Raw genomic sequence first — 19,018 nt, 5'->3', positions numbered from 1 at the left:
TACAATTTTAATTAGTATTATTCTAAAACTATGTTTGAACGAAAATTGAGAATAAAATTTTATTTTAATAAATTTACATGTTTTATCAATATTTAATAATAAGCATTAAGCATAATACAATAATTAATGAACATATAATATAGAGAAATTAAACAATAGTCCATTTTTAAATAAGAGATTATTTTAATAAGAAAACTTTATGAAAATTATTTTGAACATTGTTAATTTAAATTTATAATAAAAATGGAAAATATTTTGATATATTTTCCATTTTTTTCATTCGATAGACAATAAAATTTATAGAAGGATATAACATTACTGTTGTTTAATTCTATATAAATATTTATTTTATTTTTTTATTTTATCTTTTAAGGGGGGTGAATCTGACTATATATTTATATAGTCAGAGTATATTTGAAAAATATAACTAAAATTTTATTGATTTTTTTGCTTTTTATAAGTTTTAGCTTTAATAATTATTCATATGGTATAACTTATGAAACTACATCTAAAGAGGAAAAAGTAGATGATAGAATGAAGTATTATAAAGGAAGTATATTAGTTTTAAAAGATAGTAAAAAAATAACTCCTTTTAATTATTTTGAAAAGCTCTGCGAGTCAGGATATATAGATGTTGTATATTATGATAAAAATTACGAAAATATATTTTTTACTGTAAAAGATAATGCAAATGTAGTACAAGTGGATTATAAAGGTGATAATTTACAAAAAACAGTTGAAGAAAAAACAAATGAAAATAGATTAAAAGAAAGCAAAAATGCTGTTTTTGGATATAGAACATTCAACCCTCAAAATCAAGATTTTAAATATTATTTATTAAAACAAAATATTCAAGTGTTTGAACAAATAAGTGATAATTCACAAAAATCATCAGGAAGTAATTTTTTTGGGTTTTTATTTATAGGTATACTTTTATTTATATTATATAAATTTGTTTTAAGAAAGCAAGATATTAATTCATATAATCTAGATAATAAAGTAAATACCAATAATGATGAATCTATATCTATTAAGTTTTGCAATATCGCAGGAAATGAAGAAGCAAAGGAAGAAATGATGTTCTTAGTTGATTTTTTAAAAAATCCTGAGAAATATAATAAAATGGGAGCTGAAATACCAAAAGGTGTTATATTTTATGGTGAACCAGGAACAGGGAAAACATTAATGGCTAAAGCAATAGCAGGAGAAGCTAACGTTCCGTTTTTTTATGCTAGTGGTTCTGATTTTGTGGAAATGTATGTAGGGGTAGGAGCTAAAAGAGTAAGAGAATTATTCAATAAAGCTAGAAAAAGTTCTCCTTGTATAATATTTATAGATGAAATAGACGCTGTAGGTGGTAATAGAGGAATGTCTAACAATAATGAGAAAGATCAAACTCTAAATCAATTACTAACAGAATTAGATGGATTTAATGGAAGTGATCAAATAGTTGTTATAGCGGCAACTAATAGAGTTGATATGTTAGATTCTGCTTTAGTACGTGCAGGGAGATTTGATAAACATATAGCAATAAGACTTCCTGATATAAAAGATAGAGAAAATATATTAAAACTACACTCTAAGGATAAAGTTCTATCTTTAGATGTTGATTTTAACGAACTTTCAAAACTAACAATAGGCTTTTCTGGAGCTGATATAAAAGCTTTATTAAATGAAGCTGCAATTATAGCAACTATAAAAGATAAAAATTCAATCTCAAAAGTCGATATTGAAGAATCATATCTAAAAATGATAACTAAAGCAAATTTAGTAAAAAATAAAAACAAAAATATAGAAGATAAGGAACTTGTATCCTATCATGAGGCAGGTCATGCTATTTTAGCTAAATTGTTGACAAAAAATGATGTTCATAAAGTTACTATAATTGGAACAACTAATGGAGCTGGAGGATTAACTGCCATAACTCCAAAGAAAATGGGGTTATTATCTAAAAAGGAGCTATACAATGAAGTTAAGATATTATATGGGGGAAGAGCGGCAGAATACATACTGTTTAACGAAGATGAAGAAAAAGTAACAACAGGGGCTATAAATGATATAGAAAAAGCAACTACAATAATAGATAATATAATATGTTATTATGGAATGAGCGATATAGGACCCATTAAATTTGACCATAATACTGATAAAGAAAAATTATTTGAATTAAGGAAAAAAATTGCTACAAATTTATATGAAGATAGTATAAAAATTTTAAAAGAGAACAAAAGTATATTAGACAGTATTGCAAAAGCTCTAATTGAAAAAGAGACATTATCAGGGGATGAAATTGATGATTTAATGGGCATAACTAGCTTGAATTGTTAGTATATTTATACAGATGGAGGAATACATGGCTAATTTTGATGATTTTATGAAACTAGACATTAGAGTAGGAGAAATTACAAAGGCAGAAGTATTTGAAAAAGCAAAAAAACCAGCATATAAGATATGGGTAGATTTTGGAAATGAATTAGGGGTAAAGAAGACAAGTGCCCAGATTACAGAGTGTTATGAGATTGAACAACTTATAGGGAAGCAAGTTTTAGGAGTTGTAAACTTTCCACCTAAACAAGTTGCGAACTTTATATCTGAATTTCTAGTTTTAGGTGTATATTCAGATCAAGGAGTTGTTTTAATTCAACCTGATCAAAAAGTGAATAAGGGAGATAAATTAGGATAGAGTTGTCTTTAAGGCAACTCTATTTTTTAGAAAATTTTATGTCTAAATTTTATGCCAGAATAATAAATATATACTATAGGGTATTTTTGATTATATTATTTTTATTATTCTGGGGTGGTGTTATGCATAAAAAAAATCTATTTTTACCTATACTTAAAAATGGAAAATATGGGTTTATAAATAAAGAAGGAAAAACTGTTATAAATCCAAGATTTAAGCAAGTTTCAAGTAAGTTTGCATACGGATATAGTAAAATAGTTTATATAAAGAAGTTAACAAATTCTATAAGGTGGGTATTTGGATATATAGATAAAGCTGGGGGTATACATATATTTCTTCATTGGGAAGATGCAAATGATTTTAGTGAAGGTCTAGGTCTTATAAAAATAGACGGGAAATATGGATATATAGATACAAACCTTGAACAAGTAATAGAACCTAAATATGAATTAGCTTGTAGTTTTAGCGAGGGTTTAGCAGCTATAAGATTGGATAAAAAGTGGGGGTATATAAATAAGAAAGGTAACATTGTTGTAACTCCAGCATATAGTTATGTATCATCTTTTAAAGATGGTTTAGCTTTAGTAGAGTATAAAAATAGATATGGGTACATAGATAAATATGGAAATTTTGTTATTGAGCCTAATTTTGATTTAGCAACTAGCTTTTCTGAAGATTTAGCAGGAGTTAGATTTAATGATAAATGGGGATATGTAAATAAAAATGGAGAATTAGTCATAGACATATTATTTGATAGAGTGGGAGATTTTAAAGAAGGTTTGGCTCCTGTATGTATAAACAATAAGTGGGGCTACATAGATAAAAATGGAGAATTAGTTATAAAACCTGTATTTGATTATGCTTGTTCATTTAATGAAGGCTTAGCTAAATTCAATATAGGATCTTCAAATTTAAGTAGAGGATTAGCACATCCGAAAGGTGGAGTATGGGGATTTATAGATACACACGGAGATATAGTTATATTACCACAGTTTAGAGCAGTCTCTGACTTTGAAAATGGATATGCACAGATAATAGAGGGAAATAACAATAATTATATAAATAGAGAAGGCACTTGTTTTTTAGAATAAATTAGACTTAAATTATTTGCATAAAAATTCTCCATAAGGTTATCATATTTACTATAAAAACAATATATGGAGGTATTACTATGCAATTAAGAAGAGCTGTTGAAATAATGAACTCTAATAATAAAGAAAATACAGTTGTATATTATAATGATAGACCTGTAACAATAGAAAGTATAGAACAAGATGGAGAAATGAAAGCAGCTTATATTAGAACTTTAGATGACAATGCGAGATTAGAAGTTAATTTAGAACAATTACATGAACGTATGGAATCATAAGAAAATGCTCCCTATTCAAAGGGAGCATTTTTTTAGATTTATTTTTAAGATCTATAAGAACCATTTATTTTTACATAATCGTATGTTAAATCACAGCCCCAAGCTGTTGCATTATAGTTCCCATCTTTTAAATCTATTGTTATATTTATATTCTTTTTATCTAATATATTTTTAGCTAATTCTTCATTGAAACAAATCCCTTTGCCATTTTTAACAAGTTGAACTGTTCCAGCATCATTATTGAAAGATATATCTATTTTTTCAGGAGAAAACTCTCCATTTGAATAACCTAAAGCACAAAGAATTCTTCCCCAGTTTGCATCACTTCCAAAGAATGCTGATTTTACCAAACTAGATGAAACAACTGACTTAGCACATGATCTTGCATCTTTTAAAGTTTTTGCATTATACAAAGAAACTTCTATTAACTTTGTAGCTCCTTCACCATCCATGGCGATCATTTTAGAAAGCTCTTTATTTACAAAATCTAATGCTTCTTTAAATTTAATAAAGTCACTACTGTTATTATATATTAAAGAGTTTTCAGCAGAACCATTTGCCATAGCTATAACCATATCGTTAGTGCTAGTATCTCCATCTACAGATATCATATTATATGAATTTTCAACACTATCTTTTAATGCCATAGAAAGCATTTCTTTGGATATATTTACATTGCTAACTATGAAACTTAACATAGTTGCCATGTTAGGATGTATCATTCCAGAACCTTTTGCAATACCACCTATCAACACACTTTTCCCATCTATTTCTATTTCTACAGTTATTTTTTTAGTAAAAGTATCTGTAGTCATTATAGCTTCAGCTGCAGATTCACCACCTGAATAGGATAATAAATCACATGCTTTTTTAATTCCAGGAATAACAATATCCATTGGAAGAGGAACTCCTATTATTCCAGTAGATGCTATTAATACTTCTTTAGGAGATAATCCTAGAGAATCAGCTGCACTTTTAGCCATATTATAAGCATTAGTCAAACCTTCATCACCAGTACAAGCATTTGCATTTCCGCTATTAACAACTATAGCTTGTGTATTACTTGATTTTATATTATCCATATTTAAGATAACGGGTGCTGCTTTAACCTTATTTGTAGTAAAAGTAGCAGCAGCTACAGATTTTTTTTCGCTGTATATTATACATAAATCTTTTTTCTTTTTCTTTATACCACAATGTATACCTATCGCCTTAAAATAAGGAATATCTGTAATAGTTTTGTTTTCTAATATTTTCACAATAATCACCCTTTCTTTGAAATAAAAAATTCGCTTTAATCATGTCGCCAACGACCTTGGGAAGCAGGTCCATTGCTCAAATTTATCGGTTGGAAATACAAAAAACTCCCATCTCTTAAAAATAAGAGACGAGAGTTATCCCGCGTTACCACTCTTGTTGATATAATAAATTTATATCCACTCGATTCCTTTAACGGGGAAACCGGATTTTCCTACTTAGGTTCAGAAAATCTCCTCCAGGGCTCTCTTCAATATAGCTATGTTACTAGACTCACACCAACTCTAGCTCGCTGAAACAATTACTATATCTACTATCCCTATCATAGGATTTACATTTTATGGAAACATAGATAATAAATCTAATCCTGTTGTTTCATTTAATCCAAACATAATATTCATATTTTGTACTGCTTGGCCTGCTGCACCTTTTACTAAGTTATCTATAGCTGATACAACTACAACTCTTTTTGTTCTTTGATCAATTCTTATACCAATATCACATATATTCGAATTTTTAACCCATCTTGTTTCTGGTAAATTTTTAACAATTCTTACAAAGAATTCATTTTTATAAAACGAATTATAAATTTCATAAAGTTCTTCCTCTGTTATATCCTTTACTAGATTAGCGTAACATGTAGCCAATATACCTCTGTTCATTGGAACTAAATGAGGTGTAAAAGATAAGTAAATATCCTTATTTGATACATCAGATAATATTTGTTCTATTTCAGGAGTATGTCTATGTGAAGATATAGAATAGGCTTTTATTGATTCATTACATTCGCTATAAAGGGTAGATACATTTAAAAATCTCCCAGCTCCCGATACTCCTGATTTAGCATCTATGATTATAGACGATGTTTCAATAAGATTATTTTTTAACAAAGGTGTTAGAGCTAATATACTTGCAGTTGGATAACAACCTGGATTCGCTATTAAACTAGAAGTTCTTATAGAATCTCTATTTAGTTCAGGTAATCCATATACAGAACATGATAATAAGTCAGTTGCTTCATGATCAAGATTGTACCACTCTTTATATAAATCTGCATTTTTTATTCTAAAATCAGCTCCTAAATCTACAACTTTGACTCCTAAACTAAGAGCTTTTTTAACTATGTTAAATGATTTTCCATGAGGTAGAGCTATAAAAACAATATCAATTTCATTAAGTCTATCTTCAGCTTCTTTCATATCTATGCACAACATATCTAAATTATTACAGTAATTTCCATAGACACTAGAGAATAAATTATCTATATAACTATTAGAAGATAAATAAGAAATTGTAACATTAGGATGTCTATATAAAAGCCAAACTAGTTGCTGGCCAGCATATCCAGTAGCTCCTATTACACCTACTTTTATCATAATTACACCTTCTTTCTAGTTATTGAATTTTAAATGCATTTAAATATTCAAAATATTTTAAGATTGATTATACAAAATGAATTTTATAAATGCAACACAAAAATATTTTTGAAATATATATTTAATATATAAATTAAGCCTTAAGTTTTGCAATTAGTAGCTTTCAAAGAAGATAAAAAATTTATTGAAATGAAATAATAAAAAAATATATTGCAGATTTTAAAATAGTTTGCTATATTACCTATAAATAAAACATATAATTTGGTGAAAGTGTAGATTTAAAATTAAAAATTAAATCTACAATAAAATTTTCAAAAAACATATTGCAAGTTTTAAAATATTTTGATATATTACATTTAATACAAATACAAATACAAATACAAATCCAGTGAAAGAGAAAGTAAATACAGTGATTGTTACAGCGAGCTAGAGTTGGTGTGAGTCTAGCAACATAGCTATATTGAAGAGAGCTCTAGAGGAGATTTTCTGAACCTAAATAGGAAAATCCGGTTTCTCCGTTAAAAGAATTGAGTGGATATAATTTTTTATATCAACAAGAGTGGTAACGCGGGATAACTCTCGTCTCTTATTTTAAGAGATGGGAGTTTTTTTAATACAATAAAATAGTAAATCCAGTGAAGGAGAAAGTAAATACAGTGATTGTTACAGCGAGCTAGAGTTGGTGTGAGTCTAGCAACATAGCTATATTGAAGAGAGCTCTAGAGGAGATTTTCTGAACCTAAGTAGGAAAATCCGGTTTCTCCGTTAAAAGAATTGAGTGGATATAATTTTTTATATCAACAAGAGTGGTAACGCGGGATAACTCTCGTCTCTTATTTTAAGAGATGGGAGTTTTTTTAATACAATAAAATAGTAAATCCAGTGAAGGAGAAAGTAAGTATAGTAATTGTTACAGCGAGCTAGAGTTGGTGTGAGTCTAGCAACATAGCTATATTGAAGAGAGCTCTGGAGGAGATTTTCTGAACCTAAGTAGGAAAATCCGGTTTCCCCGTTAAAGGAATCGAGTGGATATAAATTTATTATGTCAACAAGAGTGGTAACGCGGGATAACTCTCGTCTCTTATTTTTAAGAGACGGGGGTTTTTTATATTTAAATAATTTAAGAGGAGGCAAAAAGGAGGTAATTAAATGAATTGTGAAAAGATATCAATCCTAATGGAGGCATTGCCATATATTAAAAATTTTAAAGGCAAAACCTTTGTAATAAAATATGGCGGAAGTATAATGCAAAATGAAAATTCTAAAAAGGCATTTATTGAAGATGTGGTTTTACTTAAACTTGTAGGAATAAATATAGTAATTGTACATGGTGGAGGGCCAGATATTTCTAATTTCTTAAATAAGTTAAATATAAAGAATAACTTTATAAATGGTCTAAGAGTCACAGACAAAGATGCCATGGAAGCAGTAGAGATGGTATTATCATCCAAAGTAAATAAAGATATAACCTCGAAATTATGTATGCACAATATAAGTGCTATTGGAATTAGTGGAAGAGATGGAAGCTTAATTCAATCTGAGAAAAAATATATTCTTGAAGGTGAGAAAAAAATAGATATTGGCTATGTAGGAGAAGTTAAAAATATAAATAAAAAACTACTTATGGATTTACTTGAAAAAAATAACTTGCCAGTAATATCTCCTATTGGGTGTGATTCAGAAGGCAATATGTATAATATTAACGCTGATTATGTAGCATCTGCCGTAAGTTCGTGTTTAAAAGCAGAAAAATTAATTCTCTTAACAGATGTAAAGGGGATTTATAAAGACTTAAGTGATGAATCGACTTTTATATCAAGCTTAAAAGTTAACGATATAAAAGAATATATAAACTCAGGGGTTATAAAAGGAGGAATGATACCAAAAATGGAGTGTTGTGTCGATGCTATAAGTGGTGGTACAAAAAATATCCACCTAATAGATGGGAGACAAGAACATAGTTTGCTTTTAGAGATATTTACAAATACAGGGATAGGTACAATGATAAAAGGAGGAGTTAAATATGCCAGTTAATTTAAAGGGAAGAAGCTTTTTAACATTAAAACATTTTAAACCAGAGGAGATAAAGTATCTTTTAAATCTATCAAAGGATTTAAAAACAAAAAAAAGAGCAGGGATAAAAGGTAATCTGTTGGAAGGGAAAAATATAGTTTTATTATTTGAAAAAACGTCGACAAGAACTAGATGTTCCTTTGAAGTTGCTGCACTAGATGAAGGTGGTCATGTAACATTTTTAGGGTCCAATGATAGTCAAATGGAAAAGAAGGAATCAATAGAAGATACAGCTAAGGTACTTGGAAGATTTTATGATGGTATAGAGTTCAGAGGTTTTAAACAAGAAACTGTTGAGATATTAGCACAAAATGCTGGAGTACCAGTATGGAATGGATTAACAGATATGTATCATCCAACTCAAATACTAGCAGACTTTCTAACAATTATGGAACATGTAAATAAACCTCTTAATGAAGTTAAGTTTGTTTATGCCGGAGATGCTAGAAATAATATGGGCAATTCTTTATTAATAGGTGCTTCTAAAATGGGAATGAATTTTGTTGCTCTAGCTCCAAAATCATTATGGCCAAGCGAAGAATTAGTAGATGAAATGCAAGAGGTTGCAAATGCAACAGGAGCTAAAATAACTTTAACTGAGGATATAAATGAGGTTAAAGGTGCAGATGTAATATATACAGATGTTTGGGTGTCTATGGGTGAAGAAGATATGTTTGGAGAAAGAATAAAGCTATTAATGCCATATCAAGTAAATATGGATATGATAAATAAAACTGAAAATAAGAATGTTATATTTATGCACTGTTTACCAGCATTCCATGATTTAAATACGAAAGTTGGTATGGAAATATACGAGGAATTTGGAATTAAAGAGATGGAAGTTACAGATGAAGTTTTCAGATCTAAACATTCAGTTGTATTTGATGAAGCTGAAAATAGAATGCATGCAATAAAAGCTATAATGGTTGCTACTATAGGAAATATTTAAATTTGACAATAAAGGGGGAATACAAATGGTAAATACTAATTTAATGGAGACTTATTCAAGATTTGATGTAATATTTGAAAAAGGTTTAGGTAGTAAAGTTTATGATACGAATAATAAAGAATATATTGATTTTGTTTCTGGAGTTGCAGTAAATTGCTTAGGTCATTCTAACAAAGCTATAATAAAGGCTATAAATAACCAAAGTAATAATTTAATGCATATATCAAATTTATATTGGAATACAAAGCAATTGGAACTTGCAAAAAAACTATGTGATTATAGTGATCATGACAAAGTTTTTTTCTGTAATAGTGGTACAGAAGCAGTAGAAGCGGCTTTGAAGTTAGGTAGAAAGTATGGCAAACAAAATGGTGGAGATCAAAAAAATGAAATAATATATATGGAAAATTCATTTCATGGAAGAACACTTGGGGCACTTGCTGTTACAGGACAGGGAAAATATCAAAAAGATTTTATGCCACTTATGAAAGGTGTAAAAAGCGCCAAATTTAATGATATAAAAGATATAAAAAATAAAATAAATGAAAATACTTGTGCTGTTATAGTTGAGCCTATTCAAGGTGAAGGAGGAATAATAGTTGCACAAATAGACTTCTTAAAAGAAGTTAAAGATTTATGTAAAAAGTACAATGCTATTTTAATATTTGATGAGATACAGTGTGGTATGGGTAGAACTGGGAGCTTATTTGCATATAAAAAGTTTGATGTTATTCCAGATATAATATGTATGGCAAAAGGATTAGGTGGGGGATTTCCCATTGGAGCTATTGTTGCAACGCAAAAAGTAGCTAACGCATTTGTTCCTGGGGATCATGGCAGCACATTTGGTGGAAATCCTCTTGGGTGCTCAGTAGCATTGGCAATTTTAGAAGAATTGATGGATAAAGGGGTAGTAAATGAAGTAAATGAAAAAAACAAGTACATTATAAATAAGATTTTAGAATTAAAAAATAAATATAACCTTATAGATAAAATTCAAGGCATGGGGTTAATGCTGGGAATAAAACTTACAATAGATAAAAGCAAACTAATTAATAAATGTCTTGAAAAAGGACTTCTATTAGTAGGTGCAGGGGAAGATGTAGTTAGAATAGTTCCGGCTTTAAATATTACTAAGGAAGAAATAGATAAAGGTTTGGATATACTAGATGAAGTTTTATATCAATTATCTAATTAACATGGAGAGAGGTGATTAACAATGAAAGCAATTTTATATTTAGAAGACGGAAGTATATATGAGGGCAAGGGATTTGGGAAAATTGGAACAACATTTGGTGAACTTGTATTTAATACATCTATGACAGGATATCAAGAAATACTAACAGACCCTTCATATGCTGGGCAAATAATAAATATGACATATCCACTTATAGGAAATTATGGCATAAATGAAATTGAAAGTGAATCATCGAAAATATATGCTAAGGGCTTAATAGTGAAAAACATATCCAAAAATCCTTCAAATTATATGAGTGAAACAAGCATTGATGAAATGCTTAAAAATATGGATATTGTGGGAATTTACGGTATAGATACAAGAAGTCTAACTAAAAAGATTAGGAATTCAGGGGTATTAAAATGTGTAATATCTAATGAAGGTTTATCTATAGATTATTTAAAAAGCACTTTAAATGAATATGAATCTAAAGGCGATATGATGAAAGATGTAAGCACCAATGAAATAATTCATATAAAAGGAAATGGTCAAAAAGTAGCTTTAGTAGATTTTGGAGTGAAAGCAAACATTGTTAATAATTTGAAATTAAGAGATTGCGATATAACTATATTTCCTCATAATGCTAAATATGAAGATATTATGAGGATAAGACCTAATGGAGTTTTATTGAGTAATGGGCCTGGAGATCCAAAAGAAGCAACAGAGGCCATAAAAACTACAAAAGAACTTATGAAAAATGTGCCTGTCTTTGGAATTTGTTTAGGTCATCAAATACTTGCATTAGCTGTCGGTGGAGATACTTATAAAATGAAGTACGGCCATAGAGGAGGTAATCACGGAGTATACGATATAGAAAGAGATAAATCGTATATAACTTCTCAAAACCACGGGTATTCAGTAGACATTGATAGTATTAAAGATAAAGATATGGTAGTTACACATTTAAATTTAAATGATAATACAGTAGAAGGAATGAAACATAAATATCTTCCTGTTTTTTCAGTTCAGTATCATCCAGAAGGAGCTCCTGGGCCGCAAGATTCTTCATATTTATTCGATAACTTTATGGCTATAATGAAGGGGGTTAAGTAATGTCAGTAGATAAAAGTATCAAAAAAGTTTTAATTATAGGATCAGGGCCGATAATTATTGGTCAGGCAGCAGAGTTTGATTATTCAGGTACTCAAGCTTGCAGAGCAATTATGGAAGAGGGAATAGAAACTATTCTTGTAAATAGTAACCCTGCAACAATAATGACTGATATCAATATTGCTAGCAAGGTATATATAGAGCCTCTTAATATAGAAGCTTTAGAACAAATCATTGAAAAAGAAAAACCAGATGGAATTTTGGCTGGTTTTGGTGGTCAAACAGCCCTTAATTTGGCTATGGATTTAGAAGATAAGGGAATTCTTAAAAAATATAATGTAAGACTTTTGGGAACAGACAGTGATACTATAAAAAATGCAGAAGACAGAGAATTATTCAAAAATCTTATGACAGAAATTAATCAGCCAGTTCCTATGAGCGTAATAGCAAATAATATAAATGAGTGCATAGAGTTTATTCAAAAATATGATTATCCTGTAATTATTAGACCAGCATATACCTTAGGTGGAACTGGGGGAGGTATAGCAAATAACCACGATGAACTTATAAAAATATGTGAAAATGGTATTAAAAGTAGCCCTATAGGTCAAATACTTTTAGAGCAAAGTGTAGCGGGATGGAAAGAAATAGAGTATGAAGTAATAAGAGATAAAAAAGATAATTGTATTATAGTATGTAATATGGAAAATATTGACCCAGTAGGAGTACACACTGGAGACAGTATAGTTGTTGCTCCATCTCAAACACTAAGAGATAAAGAATATCAAATGCTTAGAAAAGCTTCTATAGACATAATAAGAAGTTTAAAAATTGAAGGTGGGTGTAATGTTCAATTTGCCCTTGATCCATTTAGTAATAATTATGTCGTAATTGAGGTCAATCCGAGAGTAAGTAGATCTAGTGCTCTAGCATCAAAAGCAGCAGGTTATCCTATTGCAAAAATATCAGCTAAAATTGCTATTGGATATAGTCTTGATGAACTTAAAAATTATGTAACAAAGAATTCAAGTGCCTTTTTTGAGCCAACATTAGATTATGTAGTAGTAAAAATACCTAAGTGGCCTTTTGATAAATTTAGTAAAGCTACAAGAAAATTAGGAACTCAAATGAAGGCAACAGGGGAAGTTATGGCAATAAGTAGAAGTTTTGAAAGTGCTATTTTAAAAGCAATAGGCTCACTTGAAACAAAATTTACAGGACTTAGAATGCCGAATTTAATAAATATGGATAAAAGTGAAATTATTGAAAAAATACAAATGTGTGACGATGAGAGAATATTTGCTATAGCACAAGCTATTAGACTTAATATAACAATAGATGAAATTTATGAATTAACAAAAATAGATAAGTGGTTTTTACATTGTATATACAATATTGTAGATATGGAAAATAAACTACAAAAACAAACTACTGATGAAAAATTAATATACGAAGCACAATCACTTGGTTTTACAGATAAAGAAATATGTGAGATTTGTGGACTTAGTTCTTCACAACTAGATAAAATTAGAATTAACAATAACATATACCCGTCATACAAAATGGTAGATACTTGTAGTTGTGAATTTGATTCAAACACTCCGTATTACTATTCTACTTATGATGAAGAAGATGAAAGTATAGTATCTAATAAGGATAAGATTTTAGTTATAGGATCAGGGCCTATAAGAATAGGTCAAGGTATAGAATTTGATTATTGTTGTGTTCATGGTGTTTGGGCAATAAAAGAATTAGGATATGAATCTATTATTATAAACAATAATCCAGAAACTGTAAGTACAGATTTTGATACTGCAGATAAACTGTACTTTGAGTCTTTATATATAGACGATGTTATGAATGTTATAAATAAAGAAAATCCTAAAGGGGTCATAGTTCAGTTTGGAGGGCAAACTTCTATAAATCTTGCTAAAGAACTCCATGAAAAAGGAGTAAAAATAATAGGATCATCATTTAATTCTATAGATTTAGCCGAAGATAGAGATAAGTTTGGAAAATTCTTAAAAAAATTAGATATTCCAGCTCCAACTGGAAAAGCTGTAACAACATTAAAAGATGCTATAGTTGTAGCTAATGATCTAAAATACCCTGTAATAGTTAGACCTTCATATGTAATAGGCGGGCGTGCTATGCAGGTAGTTTATAATGATAATGCACTTACAAAATATATAAATGAAGCAGTAAGCTTGTCCAATGAATATCCTGTACTTGTAGACAAATATGTAAGAGGCATAGAGATAGAAGTTGATGCACTATGTGATGGTGATGATATATTAATACCTGGAATTATGGAACATGTTGAAAAAACAGGAGTTCATTCTGGCGATAGCATAACTGTTTATCCTACTATAAACCTAAGTAAACAAACGATAGATACATTGGTAGATTATACAAAGAAAATATCTAAAGAATTAAAAATAGTAGGTCTTGTCAATATTCAATATGTATATGATGGAAAAGATATATATGTAATAGAAGTAAATCCGAGAGCTTCAAGAACAGTACCTATACTTAGTAAAATAACATCAACTCCAATGGTTAAAATTGCAGTAGAAGTTATGTTAGGCAAAAAATTAAGAGAGCTTGAGTATGGAACAGGACTTTTGAAAAATAAAGATTTATATGCCATAAAGATACCTATTTTTTCTAGTGAAAAGCTTACAGATGTAGATATTTATCTTGGCCCAGAGATGAAGTCAACAGGAGAAGTACTAGGAATTGATAAAGATTTAGATAAAGCAATATACAAGGGATTTAGTTCAGTAAATATAAATATTCCTATAAAGGGAGGAATATATGTATCTTTAAAAGACATAGATAAAGAAGAAGGATATGATGTTATAAATGAATATTATAATTTAGGATTTAATATATATGCATCAGAGGGAACCAGTGATTTTTTAAATGATAAAGGAATTTGCTGCAAAAATATAGATTTAGATAAATTAGATCAATTTATATATGAAGGTAATATAGATATAGTATTAAATACACCTACAAATGGAAACGATACAAAAACACAAGGGTTTAAGTTAAGAAGAAAAGCAACAGAAAGAAAAATACCTATATTTACATGTATTGACACAGCAAAGCTATTTTTAAAAGCAATTAATATAAAGAAAAGCAATGAAAAAATAGACTATATACCTTTACAAAATTACTTTAATAATATATAAATTTTAATAAACATTGTATTGTTTGCTATCTTTAATTGGTAAAAAATAATACGATGTTTTTTTATTATGCTAAAAATATTTTAACATAATAAAAGTTGACAAAAGTACTCAAAAGAATTACTATTTTAGAGGCAATATTTAATATTATAGTTAAATTGAGAGGAGGCTATATAAATGGCCAAAGTAAATACTATTCTAGAAGATAATATATTTTTAAGATATACAGTTATAATAATAGGTATGTTTATAAGTTCTTTAGGAACTAATGTATTTTTAAGACCGGCTCATTTACTTAGCGGTGGAGTTCCCGGACTTGCAGTTGCAATAAACTATTTAACAGGATTAAATGTAGGATTGCTTACATTTTTAATTAATATACCTATATTTATTATAGGATTTATATACTTAGAAAAAGAGTTTTGTATAACTAGTTTAATAAATATGATACTATTTTCCTTTATACTTGGGATAACTCAACAATTAGGTCATATTTTTGTTATAAATGATTTATTTTTACAAACAATATATGGTGGAGTACTTTCAGGTATTGGTGCAGGAATAGTATTTAGAACTAAATCATCCCTTGGAGGAACAGATATAATAGGAGCTATACTTAAATTTAAAAAGAATATACCTATAAAAAACACAGGACTTGGTATAAATCTTTTTATAGTTTTATTAGGTGGTTCTTTATTTGGGTTAAATATTGCTTTATATACTTTAGTAGATATGTATTTAAATGCATCTACTATGAATATTGCTAAAGATGCTCTTAATGAGCAAAAACAAGTAATGGTTATTTCTGAAAAAAGTGAAGAAATCTCAAAAGAAATAATGGCAAGACTTATTAGGGGTGTAACTTTTATAGAAGCTGAAGGTGCTTATACTAAGGAAAAGAAAAAAATTATCTATTGTATAGTTGCATCAAATGAAATACCTAAAATCAAGGAAATTACCTTAAAATATGACAAAAAGGCATTTATTTCGGTAAATAACATTGATGAAGTTAAGGGAAAAGGGTTTAAAGAAAAGTATTTATAGTGTATAATGAAAAAGTTACAAGTTTGTAACATTTATTCATGCTATAAGGGGGCGATTTCAATCAAAAGATTAGGTATACTGGTATCAATGGGCGTATTTTTAGGAAGCCTAAGTATATCATATGGACAAGAATTAAATATGGATAAGTATTTAAACAAAACAATGACACAAATTATGATGAATATAAAATCTAAGGGAGCATTACCTGTTTCTAGAGGTAATACATATTTAAATAGATCTGAAAATGAAAACTACAATGTAGATGCAGATGATATTATATTTCCTGACTGGTGGAGCGAAGCTAGTGGATCTATGCCAAAGGAAACTGTTATTGTTGTTCAAGATTATAAAACAAAAAAGATATTTAAAATAAAAAGAACTGGCGGAACTAACCATGCAGATGTAGAAGCTTTAACCACTGAAGATACTAATATAATGAAAGAAGTATGGGGAGGATTTAGCTGGGATAGAAGACCAGTTTTACTGTATGTAGAAGATAAAGTATATGCCGCTTCTATGACTAATATGCCTCATGCAGGAAAAGATAATGAAAAAGCTTTAGCTTGGGTAGAAGACAGAAGTAATGGCTACGGTAGTGGCATAAACTATGATTCTGTTAAAGAAAATGGTATGGATGGACATGTAGACCTACACTTCATAAATTCAACACGTCATTTAGATGGGAAACAAGACCCTAGACATCAAGAATGTATAAACTATATAAAAGACAATGTAAACAAGAAATAGAATATGATTAATCATATTCTATTTTTTATTTAAGGAAATTATAATTTCCATCCTATAAACTTGAGCAACGGACCTGCTATTTAAGGTCGTTGGCGACATGAGCAAAGCGAATTTTTTTATTTTTTGTGTATATTTTTAAAGAAATTTGAAAATATAATTAATGTGAGTTTAATAAGGTGTTATTAAATTCACGAAGGAGGAAATTATGATAGAAAAAGGATTGATAATAGCTACTATATCAGCGGTTATTTTTTTCGGAAACTATAAAGATATAGAGGCTAGCTCCTCATCTTACATAATAAACGATAAAATAGACTTTATAGTAAAATCGTTTAAAGAAGGAATTTATTATAATAATATAATGTCAAATATCTTAACGATCAACCTGGAAAAAATAGTATCTAGAGCTTCAAACGATGTTGAGGTTTTAGACTGGTGGGATGAGGCTCAATACTTAATACCTATAAACTGCGTATTTGAAGTAGAAGACTTTTATACGGGAAAAAAGTTCAAAGTAAAAAGAATGGGCGGGACTAATCACGCGGATATAGAAGCACTTAACATAGAAGATGCTAAAATTATGAAGAGTGTATGGAACGGATTTAGCTGGGAAAGAAGACCGGTACTAGTTAATATAAACGGAAAAATATTAGCTGCAAGTATGAGTAACATGCCTCATGCAGGTAGAGACGATAAACCTGCAATGGAGTGGATTGAAAATAGAAGTGATGGATATGGTGACGGGATAAACTACGATACAGTAAAAAATAACGGAATGGACGGACATGTAGATTTGCATTTTAGAAACTCAACACGCCACTTAGATGGAAAAAAAGATGATAAGCATCAGGAATGTATAAATATAATAGAAGATGAAATGGATATTTAAAAAAGTGTGCAAACTTTGCACACTTTTAATTATGTTTTCTATAAGATAAATTTTTAATTCTAAAGCCATCTAAAACTTTTTTGCATTTATATATTAACAGCGCTAATAAAAGGACTAGCCCGCAGTACCCAATTGCAGGATATAAATATCTAACTAAGTTAGAAAAGCCAAACTGACTTGCTATAAGAGCAATAAGTGTAGATAATAGTATTAAACTATAGTATTTTTTCTTGTTATTTACATCTATTATATTTGCAACAAATCCATATAAACTAGCAACAGCCGTAGTATATATTCCAGCTAGTAACATAACTGAGTAAATTATAGGGAGAGAACTGTTGATTTTTCCAGCTATATATATCATAGGAACTCTAAGTCCGGCTACATCATTTATATGAGTATATAATGCGAAATACATACATACAGCACTAATTCCAAGGCCCAGTGCTCCTAAAATCGCACCATTTTTTATAGACCTTTGACTTTTTGAGTTTGCACCTAATGGCCCTAAAATAGCAATAGCCAATACTATATTATAAGAAATATAAAGCAGAGAACCCCAGGTCCAGTTTTTTATAAGTTCACTATTAGAGGGCATTTCTATAGGAGCTAAGTCTCCTGGAACAAAACCTATAGATAAAACACTTATTACAACTGATGTTAGTATTAGAAAAGGAACTAAAACACCTATTCCATTTACAACTCCACCTATACCGAAAAATACTGTAATAGCTGTTATAATAGCCATAAAAATACTTCCTGTTAATATAGGTAAATTAAAGAATTCATTAAATAATGCACCGCTTCCTGCAAACATTGTAACTAATCCACAAAAGATGAAGAAAGTAACTAGAAAATCAATTATACTACCTAGATATTTGCCGCTTATTTCATTTATTATAGAAAAATGTGATTGTGAATTAAGTTTTTTACCTATATCCATTATTATGTATCCAAATAGTGCAAACATAAAAGTTACTAATATAAGACCCATAAGTCCTTTTTTACCAAATAAAACAAAAAATTGAAATATCTCTTGTCCAGATGCAAATCCAGCTCCTATAACAGTTCCTATGTAAGCTCCAGCTATTTGAAAAGTAGATAGCTTGTTATCTTTCAAATTAACACCTCCCAATTTAAATATATCTAT

The 19,018-nt window shown here is 29.1% G+C and carries 15 protein-coding genes and 4 other annotated features; of the genes, 12 read left to right on the top strand and 3 right to left on the bottom strand.

Features of this window, described 5'->3' with window-relative positions; genetic code table 11:
* Nucleotides 1-534: 534 nt before the first annotated feature.
* From ACUSRV_RS05575 to ACUSRV_RS05560, 4 genes are all read left to right on the top strand, one after another.
* Entirely contained in the window at nt 535-2,328 is a 1,794-nt protein-coding gene (locus ACUSRV_RS05575) for an ATP-dependent metallopeptidase FtsH/Yme1/Tma family protein (RefSeq protein ID WP_490140939.1), read from the top strand.
* A gap of 25 nt (nt 2,329-2,353) precedes the next feature.
* Nucleotides 2,354-2,683, top strand: a complete 330-nt coding sequence (locus tag ACUSRV_RS05570; RefSeq protein WP_490140938.1) for a tRNA-binding protein — start codon at nt 2,354-2,356, stop codon at nt 2,681-2,683.
* Nucleotides 2,684-2,805: 122 nt separating this feature from the next.
* Nucleotides 2,806-3,774 carry a WG repeat-containing protein gene (locus tag ACUSRV_RS05565; RefSeq protein WP_490140937.1) on the top strand — a complete coding sequence of 323 codons (969 nt, stop codon included), beginning with the start codon at nt 2,806-2,808 and terminating at the stop codon, nt 3,772-3,774.
* 80 nt (nt 3,775-3,854) lie between these two features.
* Nucleotides 3,855-4,052 (top strand): small, acid-soluble spore protein, H family, encoded by a 198-nt coding sequence (locus ACUSRV_RS05560; protein WP_490140936.1) that lies wholly within the window; start codon nt 3,855-3,857, stop codon nt 4,050-4,052.
* Nucleotides 4,053-4,096: 44 nt separating this feature from the next.
* Here the strand turns inward: ACUSRV_RS05560 and argJ are convergent, their stop codons facing one another.
* Together argJ and argC are read right to left on the bottom strand one after the other, a co-directional pair.
* Complete coding sequence (argJ, locus tag ACUSRV_RS05555; protein ID WP_490140935.1) at nt 4,097-5,311, bottom strand: bifunctional glutamate N-acetyltransferase/amino-acid acetyltransferase ArgJ; 1,215 nt, start codon at nt 5,309-5,311, stop codon at nt 4,097-4,099.
* A gap of 121 nt (nt 5,312-5,432) precedes the next feature.
* Nucleotides 5,433-5,644, bottom strand: a binding site (T-box leader).
* Nucleotides 5,645-5,647: 3 nt separating this feature from the next.
* Nucleotides 5,648-6,685: an N-acetyl-gamma-glutamyl-phosphate reductase gene (gene argC / locus ACUSRV_RS05550; protein ID WP_490140934.1), complete on the bottom strand. Its 1,038-nt coding sequence runs from the start codon at nt 6,683-6,685 to the stop codon at nt 5,648-5,650.
* A gap of 379 nt (nt 6,686-7,064) precedes the next feature.
* Nucleotides 7,065-7,275 (top strand) — a binding site (T-box leader).
* Nucleotides 7,276-7,311: 36 nt separating this feature from the next.
* Nucleotides 7,312-7,522 (top strand) — a binding site (T-box leader).
* A gap of 36 nt (nt 7,523-7,558) precedes the next feature.
* Nucleotides 7,559-7,770 (top strand) — a binding site (T-box leader).
* A gap of 64 nt (nt 7,771-7,834) precedes the next feature.
* Here argC and argB point away from each other — a divergent pair.
* The 8 genes from argB (at nt 7,835) to ACUSRV_RS05510 (ending at nt 17,868) form a co-directional block, all read left to right on the top strand.
* Complete coding sequence (gene argB / locus ACUSRV_RS05545; RefSeq protein WP_490140933.1) at nt 7,835-8,719, top strand: acetylglutamate kinase; 885 nt, start codon at nt 7,835-7,837, stop codon at nt 8,717-8,719.
* Nucleotides 8,709-9,707 (top strand): ornithine carbamoyltransferase, encoded by a 999-nt coding sequence (argF, locus tag ACUSRV_RS05540; RefSeq protein WP_490140932.1) that lies wholly within the window; start codon nt 8,709-8,711, stop codon nt 9,705-9,707. Before argB ends, argF begins: the two co-directional genes overlap by 11 nt.
* A 25-nt stretch (nt 9,708-9,732) precedes the next feature.
* Nucleotides 9,733-10,905: an aspartate aminotransferase family protein gene (locus ACUSRV_RS05535; protein WP_490140931.1), complete on the top strand. Its 1,173-nt coding sequence runs from the start codon at nt 9,733-9,735 to the stop codon at nt 10,903-10,905.
* A gap of 21 nt (nt 10,906-10,926) precedes the next feature.
* Nucleotides 10,927-11,997 carry a glutamine-hydrolyzing carbamoyl-phosphate synthase small subunit gene (gene carA, locus ACUSRV_RS05530; protein ID WP_490140930.1) on the top strand — a complete coding sequence of 357 codons (1,071 nt, stop codon included), beginning with the start codon at nt 10,927-10,929 and terminating at the stop codon, nt 11,995-11,997.
* Complete coding sequence (gene carB, locus ACUSRV_RS05525; protein ID WP_490140929.1) at nt 11,997-15,191, top strand: carbamoyl-phosphate synthase (glutamine-hydrolyzing) large subunit; 3,195 nt, start codon at nt 11,997-11,999, stop codon at nt 15,189-15,191. Before carA ends, carB begins: the two co-directional genes overlap by 1 nt.
* Before the next feature lie 174 nt (nt 15,192-15,365).
* On the top strand, nt 15,366-16,232 hold the full coding sequence (locus ACUSRV_RS05520; protein WP_490140928.1) for a YitT family protein: 867 nt from the start codon (nt 15,366-15,368) through the stop codon (nt 16,230-16,232).
* An 87-nt stretch (nt 16,233-16,319) separates the two neighbouring features.
* Nucleotides 16,320-16,979: a hypothetical protein gene (locus ACUSRV_RS05515; protein WP_490140927.1), complete on the top strand. Its 660-nt coding sequence runs from the start codon at nt 16,320-16,322 to the stop codon at nt 16,977-16,979.
* Between the two features lie 205 nt (nt 16,980-17,184).
* Entirely contained in the window at nt 17,185-17,868 is a 684-nt protein-coding gene (locus ACUSRV_RS05510) for a hypothetical protein (protein WP_490140926.1), read from the top strand.
* Nucleotides 17,869-17,893: 25 nt separating this feature from the next.
* On the opposite strand, the gene ACUSRV_RS05505 is transcribed toward ACUSRV_RS05510, so the two are convergent.
* Entirely contained in the window at nt 17,894-18,988 is a 1,095-nt protein-coding gene (locus ACUSRV_RS05505) for a YkvI family membrane protein (protein ID WP_490140925.1), read from the bottom strand.
* Between the last annotated feature and the right edge of the window lie 30 nt (nt 18,989-19,018).

It is taken from the genome of Sporacetigenium sp. TC11 (assembly GCF_058146105.1).
This window is presented reverse-complemented; position numbering and strand designations above follow the sequence as displayed.